This is a genomic window from Rhodopirellula sp. UBA1907 (genome assembly GCF_002337565.1).
GTDB classification, from domain to species: domain Bacteria; phylum Planctomycetota; class Planctomycetia; order Pirellulales; family Pirellulaceae; genus Rhodopirellula; species Rhodopirellula europaea.
The window spans coordinates 134,157-140,931 of the sequence record NZ_DDGH01000097.1; the positions used below are offsets into that span (position 1 = coordinate 134,157).

General features: G+C 55.4%; 6 protein-coding genes. 5 read left to right on the forward strand and 1 reads right to left on the reverse strand.

Annotated features, from left to right (window positions below; all coding sequences use genetic code 11):
- Positions 1-124 precede the first annotated feature (124 nt).
- From B2R17_RS23600 to B2R17_RS28455, 5 genes are all read left to right on the forward strand, one after another.
- Positions 125-2,059, forward strand: coding sequence for a DUF1588 domain-containing protein (locus tag B2R17_RS23600; protein WP_286765943.1), 1,935 nt, complete (start codon positions 125-127; stop codon positions 2,057-2,059).
- Positions 2,060-2,074: 15 nt separating this feature from the next.
- A complete protein-coding gene (locus B2R17_RS23605; RefSeq protein ID WP_286765944.1) occupies positions 2,075-3,460 on the forward strand; it encodes a DUF1552 domain-containing protein in 1,386 nt (461 codons plus the stop codon).
- Positions 3,461-3,751: 291 nt separating this feature from the next.
- On the forward strand, positions 3,752-4,309 hold the full coding sequence (locus B2R17_RS23610; protein WP_286765945.1) for a restriction endonuclease: 558 nt from the start codon (positions 3,752-3,754) through the stop codon (positions 4,307-4,309).
- A 229-nt stretch (positions 4,310-4,538) separates the two neighbouring features.
- On the forward strand, positions 4,539-4,616 hold the full coding sequence (locus B2R17_RS28450; RefSeq protein WP_414707396.1) for a DUF1589 domain-containing protein: 78 nt from the start codon (positions 4,539-4,541) through the stop codon (positions 4,614-4,616).
- Between the two features lie 187 nt (positions 4,617-4,803).
- Positions 4,804-4,851 (forward strand): hypothetical protein, encoded by a 48-nt coding sequence (locus tag B2R17_RS28455; protein WP_414707397.1) that lies wholly within the window; start codon positions 4,804-4,806, stop codon positions 4,849-4,851.
- A 416-nt stretch (positions 4,852-5,267) separates the two neighbouring features.
- On the opposite strand, the gene B2R17_RS23615 is transcribed toward B2R17_RS28455, so the two are convergent.
- The gene (locus B2R17_RS23615; protein WP_286765946.1) at positions 5,268-6,689 is read right to left on the reverse strand and encodes a FecR domain-containing protein; all 1,422 of its coding nucleotides are present in this window, start codon (positions 6,687-6,689) and stop codon (positions 5,268-5,270) included.
- Between the last annotated feature and the right edge of the window lie 86 nt (positions 6,690-6,775).

A 6,775-nucleotide genomic window follows, 5' to 3' on the forward strand; every position in this document is an offset into this window, starting at 1 on the left:
GCTCATTCAAGTTGGACGTTGGGACCGGATTGGCTAGACTGAGGTTCCCGCCCGCGGACAATTCTACCAGTGCCGCGATTTGCCCCACCTCCAGCCGACTGAGCATCCCTCGATGTTCCCCGCGATGCCACTCGCCTGTTTTCTGTTCCGCTGCGTCGTTTTTGCCGCCTGTGTTGCTGCGCCCATTTTGTCGATCGCGGATGACGATCCATTCGCGGCCTGGCGAAAAGAATACGAAACCGCAATCTATCCGATTTTGGATCAGGCCTGTTCGGAGTGCCATCGGGGCGCGGATGCCGAAGGTTTTGACCTGGAACAATTCGGTGCGAGCGAAAAGCTGCAGAAAAATGCCACCGTTTGGGAAGAAGTCGCCAAACGCGTGCGACTGAACGAGATGCCACCTGAAGGCAGCCCGCAACTCAACGATGAACAAAAGGCACTCGTTCATCGATGGTTCGATTCACGACCGGATGACAACGAGTGCGAACGTCTGGCCAACGAAGAAACCCAGGCTTGGTACCGAGGCGTTGTGATGAGCCGTCGTCTGACCCGGACGGAATACCTCAACGCCATTCGAGACCTGGTGGGAATGCCCGTTGATGAATCGTTGCAAGTTCCTTCGGACGGGTCCGGCGGCGAAGGATTCGATACCGCTGGCGACGCACTCTTCACGTCGGCGTTGCACATCGAACAGTACTTGGCGGTGTCCAACCAAGTCATCACAGATGCTTTGAATTCGGGCGGACAGTCTTCTTTGGCTGGCGGATTGCTGACGAACATCGCCAGCGAGGCCGAAGCACGCGAGGCGATCAACCAATTCGCCCGCCGCGCGTGGCGACGCCCCGTCGATGGTTCTGAAGTCGACCGATTGATGACGTTGATGAACGCCTCCCAGCAATCGGGAATGCCAATCCGCGAAGCGACCGCTGATGCATTCAAAGCCATTCTGGTCTCACCGAATTTCTTGTTTGTCGTCGAAACGGAATCCGAAGCCGGTGGCGTTCAACCACTGACGCCGCATCAGATGGCAACTCGGTTGGCCCTGTTTCTGTGGTCATCCATCCCAGACGAAACATTGACGTTGGCTGCGGACGCAAACGAATTAGCAACCGACGAACAGATCATCTCGCAAATGCATCGCATGCTCGCCGATGACCGTTCGCGGGCGTTGGGAGAGAACTTCGGTTTGCAATGGTTGGGGCTCTCGCAATTCGAAGGTGAGTCCAAACCCGATACGACACTCTTCCCAGACTTTGACGAACGCTTGGCCGAGGATATGCGTGAAGAAGCCGTGCGAACGGTTTGGAACGTTTTTCGAGACGATCGCCCGTTGATGGAATTGATCGATGCGGACTCCATCCATGCCAACTCGACTCTGGCTTCGTACTACGGTCTGGATGCTTCCGAACAAGGCCTGACGCAAACCGATGACTCGGAAACGTGGAAACGCATCCCACTCTCGGATCGTCGTCGTGGTGGCGTGATCACACTCGCCGCCGTCCTGACTCGGTCATCGTATGGACACCGAACCAGCCCCGTGTTACGCGGCCGTTGGGTTTTGGAAGAAGTACTCGGCGGGCGCGTGCCACCGCCACCACCAGGAGTTCCCGCTTTGGAAGAGGCCGAAGCCGACCACGCGGCAACGCTTCGCGAACAACTCGAAATTCACCGCAAGGATCCTCAATGTGCCGCGTGTCACAACCGCATGGATCCAATCGGTTTTGGACTCGAAAACTTTGACGCGATCGGTCGCTGGCGAACTGAACAAGACGGCCAATCGATTGACTCCAGCGGCAAGCTTCCTTCAGGGGAAACGTTCTCCGGTCCCGAAGAACTCAAACAATTGTTGTTGGGGCGCAGTGGTGAATTCAAAAAGCACTTCGTCAAGAAGTTGTACGGATTCGCTCTTGGCCGATCGCTCAATAAGTTCGACAAGTGTGTCGTCGACGAATCGTTGGAAGCATTGGATGCCAACGACCAGCGTGCCACCGTGATTCTGGAAACAATCGTGACCAGTTATCCATTTCGCAATCGTTATTTCAAACCTGCCAACCCATAGACCGTTAGGTTGATCATGAAAAAGCCCATTCCTCGTCGTCGCTTCCTGCGTGGCAGCGGAGTCTTGCTGGGGCTGCCGTGGATGGCGTCCATGGCAGAAACCATGGCCGCCGCCAAACCGGACGCATCGGGTTCGCAAAATGGCGATCCGCAACCGCCGCTTCGCACCGCGTTCCTGTATTTCCCCAATGGCGTCTGGGAGAAGGATTGGGTTCCTGAGTCCGAAGGAACCGACTACGAACTGTCACCTTCGCTCGAACCGCTCGCGGATCTAAAGGATGACTTTCTCGTACTCTCTGGGCTCGACAAGAAACACTCGCACGGTGGCGATGGACACTACGCCAAAACAGCCAACTACCTAACGGGCATGCCGGTCGCAAAAACCACCGGCAAGGATATCAGCAGTGGCGGTATTTCCATTGACCAATTGATTGCGGCAAAAGTCGGCAATCAAACACCGCTGCCATCATTGGAATTGGGCATCGATCCGGTGATCAGCGGCATCGACAGCAACGTCGGATACACGCGTTTGTATGGATCGCATATCTCGTGGCAATCACCAACGCGGCCAATCGCGAAAGCCATCAACCCCCGCGTGGTCTACGAGCGTCTGTTTGGCAAACGGATGAAGACCAGCACTCCGGAAGCAAAGTCCTACCAGAACTTGCTGGACTACGTTTTGGAAGACGCTCGCTTGGTTCGCGGCAAACTCAGCCGCGACGATCAGTTCAAAATGGACGAGTACCTGGATTCAGTCCGCGAAGTCGAGAAGCGAATCGAGTTTGCCACACGCGACCAAAGCCACCGAGCACGCTACGAAGCGGAACGGGATCGCATTGCCAGCGGTCACGCACTGGAGATCCCAGAAACCGGAACTCCGGGCGACTTTCGCCAGCACATTGATCTGATGCTGGACATGATGGTGCTCGCGTTCCAAACCGATTCGACTCGCGTCGCATCGTTCATGTTTGCCAATGATGTGTCCGGTCGCTCGTTCAGCTTCCTCGACGGCGTTCATGGCGGGCACCATGAGCTTTCGCACCACGAGAACAAAGAAGAAAAGATCTTGCAGTACCAACTCATCAACCGTTGGCACACCGAACAATTCGCTCGGATGTTGCGGAAGATGAAAGCGGTCAAGGAAGGCGAGTCAACGCTGCTCGACAACAGCATGATCATGTTTGGGAGCAGCTTCTCCGACGGCAACCGTCACGACCCAGACAACCTGCCGTTGTTGCTGGCCGGTCGCGGCGGCGGCACGATCCAGCCCGGTCGTCACATCGCTGCCAAAGGCCAAGTCCCCGTCTGCAACTTGTATTTGTCGTTGGCCAAACGCTACGGATTGGATCTCGAACGATTCGGCGACAGCGAAGCCGAACTCACCGAATTGGCAGATGTCTGATTCAGTGATATCAACGCTCCTACCTATAGCCACGTAGGCTAGGTTGTACCTGGCATCCCGCCGATGCTTTGGAACAAAGCGAGGCGGTTTGACCAGCGTTCTCGAGTTCGCGGTGCACCGGCCAGGCACCTCGCCAGGTGGAACCTGGCCTACGTCTACATCCATTGAAAGCCGCCACGCACCGTAGCCGGATGGGCCGACACAACTATTGCCTGGGTCGTCAGTCTCCGGAAGATCGCATGTCACCATTATCAAGCATGGCAACTAATTGTCTCAATCACCTGAGGAAGCATGCAATTCCCAGATCCTGACAACATTACTCCCGAAAAATTTGAATATACGATTAAACAATGGTTTGAATCGTTTGCTGATTCCGTTGATCATTTTGATGCCAAACATCGCGATTTGATTTCGGGTACAGATGGCGATTACGAGATTGATGTTTCGGTGTGTTTCACTGCGTTTGGCGGTGCGAGGTTCTTGGTACTTTGTGAATGCAAGAAGCACAAGCATCCGGTGAAGCGAGAAGTCGTTCAAATTCTGAACGACCGAATGAGATCGACCGGAGCTCACAAGGGCTTTGTTGTATCTACTGCTCCGTTTCAATCAGGTGCTGAATCTTACGCGGACCAAAATGGAATCGCGTTGTTGCAACTCGTCAGTGGTGCACTCAGATACATTCGAATGTCGGCGACTCCGGATGTGATGCGTATACCCGATGACGCCGATCCGTACGCCGGGGCATTTGGGCTTCCGACCAAGCGTGGGCTCAAAATCCCCGCAATTGTCACTACGGACCTGACCTATTTCCTCGAAGAATTTCTTCGCATGCCTAACGACGCAACGTAGCAAAAAAATCCTGCAAGTCGTGATACACCATGCATATTTGGCGCGACCTACGGCATCGCCGAGATCTCGATTCAGCTACAGAGGCAATTTTCTCTGGTCACCTTGCCTACCACATGTCGCCACCCACCTTGTACGTCATGCATTAACTTTGGAAATCCGATTCACGACAGCCCACGTCCGGTGAAACTCCAAACAAAGGCTCTGAAGGAGTCCTCATTGATGGCTCGGAGTGGAAGCCTCGAGTCTCGTAGGCCAGGTTATCACCTGGCATCCCGCCGATGCTTTGGAACAAAGCGAGGCGGTTTGACCAGCGTTCTCGAGGTCGCGGTGCACCGGCCAATCACCTCGCCAGGTGGAACCTGGCCTACGTCTACATCCATTGAAAGCCGCCACGCACCGTAGCCGAATTTGCCAAAAATTCGGATGCGTCCCAACTGAAACATCTGAATCCTGCCGAATCCAGCTACGGACTGGCTGGCCACGTAGGCCAGGTTATCACCTGGCATCCTGCCAATGCTTTGGCACAAAGCGAGGCGGTTTGACCAGTGTTCTCGAGTTCGCGATGCACCGGCAAGCCACCTCGCCAGGTAGAACCTGGCCTACGTCGATGTCGACTGAACGCCGCCACGCACCGTCGCCGAATTTGCCAAGAATTCGGATGCGTCCCAACTGAAACATCTGAATTCTGCCGAATCCAGCTACGGACTGGCTGGCCAAGTAGGCCAGGTTGTACCTGGCATCCCGCCGATGCTTTGGAACAAAGCGAGGCGGTTTGACCAGCGTTCTCGAGGTCGCGGTGCACCGGCCAGTCACCTCGCCAGGTGGAACCTGGCCTACGTCGATGTCGACTGAACGCCGCCACGCACCGTCGCCGGATTCGCCAAGAATTCGGTCGAGAAGAATCTGGAACGTCTGAATTCTGGCGAATTCAGCGACAGGCGATGGACACCAAGCGACTTCAGTTCGAGACCGTTTGCTTGACGTGCAATCGCAGCGTTGGCGGGCTGGCGGTTGGGTGGGTTCGGCTGGCGAACCCATGCACGTAGCTTTGGGTCTGATTCACGGAAGTCAGCCGGGTGATCACCAGCGTCGGTGTGGATCCTAAGTTGTCTTGCACAAACTGCAGCAACCGCGGGTCGGCGATCACAAATTGTCCTTGCGGTTTTGATTGTGGAATCACGAATTCGCCAAGTAACTCGACTTTGTCCGGATCAAGTTGATGAGTCTCTGGTTTCCTGCCGGGAAAGTTGTTTCGATCGAGCGTTTTGGAATTCCAATCCGTGTTGTATTCCGGCTTCACACCGTGAACACGAAAGGTGGAATCAGGCAACAAGGACGTGTACCCCATCCCCGTGTGGACACCTTCCAGCCGAAGCTCCACACTCGACAGCTCCGATATGCCAAAGCCCGTGAGATCAAATCGAATGAACGCCTTTCGGTTCCAATGAGGTTCGCTGTCAGCACGTTTGACCAGCAGCACATGATCCGGCGTGGGGAACACCTCTCCTTCTCGCCGATCCCCAGAGGTGACATCTCCTTCGTCGCCATCGCCATAGGCGGAGCTGATGTGAATGACTTTGTCGGAAGAGGCAGGCACCACGCCGTTCTGCTCGCCCCCACTTTTCTGCTTCGGCGCAAACGTTTCCAACGCATGAACGGAAGCGAACGCTCGACTGGTTCCTTCCAGAGTCAATTGACGTCCCGTTCCCAAATGTTTGACATCGACCCTGCCTTCCATCACATCCAAACGAGCGTCACCGACGTTGTCGACAAAGACACCGAATTTGGTTCCACGATCGGTGATCTCCGCCCGAGGTGTTTCGACCACGAAGCCTTCGCCGCCTTCGCTGACCGAACCAACAATGCTGCCCGAATGCAGGCGACAACGTTCCGCTGAGATCAGTTCGATATCGACTGGTCCTTCCATCGAAACAGTCGCACGAGGGAACTGCAATTCCGCGATCCCTGAAATCAAACGCAAGCGTCCTGATGTGAGTTCTTGTCCCACCGTTGTCGGCAAAGTCCCGGTGCCCCAATGGCAGTCGGTTGACGAAAGGATCGTCGCAACGGATCGCGGCTGCATCGTCATCCATTCCCAGCCCGCCGCCGCAACAAACAAGAGACTGGCGGCAATCAAAGGCAGGTAGCGGTTCAGCCGAGACAAACCAGCGGCTGGTTCGGCGGGGCAAACAGGGGGCAACGGGTGCTCCGGAATGCCATTCCAAATCAAAGCTGCGTCTTGGTTGGCGTGTTCGATGTAGTCATCGAGCAAATCATCCGAGGCGTGCAGCATTGTTTGCAGCTCCACCGTTTCCGCTTGAGTCGCCACACCATCCAAAAACGCGTCTCGCAACTGATCAAATCGTTCACGCTGGGTCATTGGAGCGAATTCCTTCGAGAGAAAGAGTGCGGTCAACACATGCGTGAAGTGCCTCACGTATACGGCTTAGAACCTATCCGAGAACC

Bases quoted from the DNA above. Each gene is read 5' to 3' on its own strand.
- B2R17_RS23615 (WP_286765946.1), bottom strand. From the start codon at position 6,689: ATGACCCAGCGTGAACGATTTGATCAGTTGCGAGACGCGTTTTTGGAT.
- B2R17_RS23605 (WP_286765944.1), top strand. From the start codon at position 2,075: ATGAAAAAGCCCATTCCTCGTCGTCGCTTCCTGCGTGGCAGCGGAGTC.
- B2R17_RS23600 (WP_286765943.1), top strand. From the start codon at position 125: ATGCCACTCGCCTGTTTTCTGTTCCGCTGCGTCGTTTTTGCCGCCTGT.
- B2R17_RS23610 (WP_286765945.1), top strand. From the start codon at position 3,752: ATGCAATTCCCAGATCCTGACAACATTACTCCCGAAAAATTTGAATAT.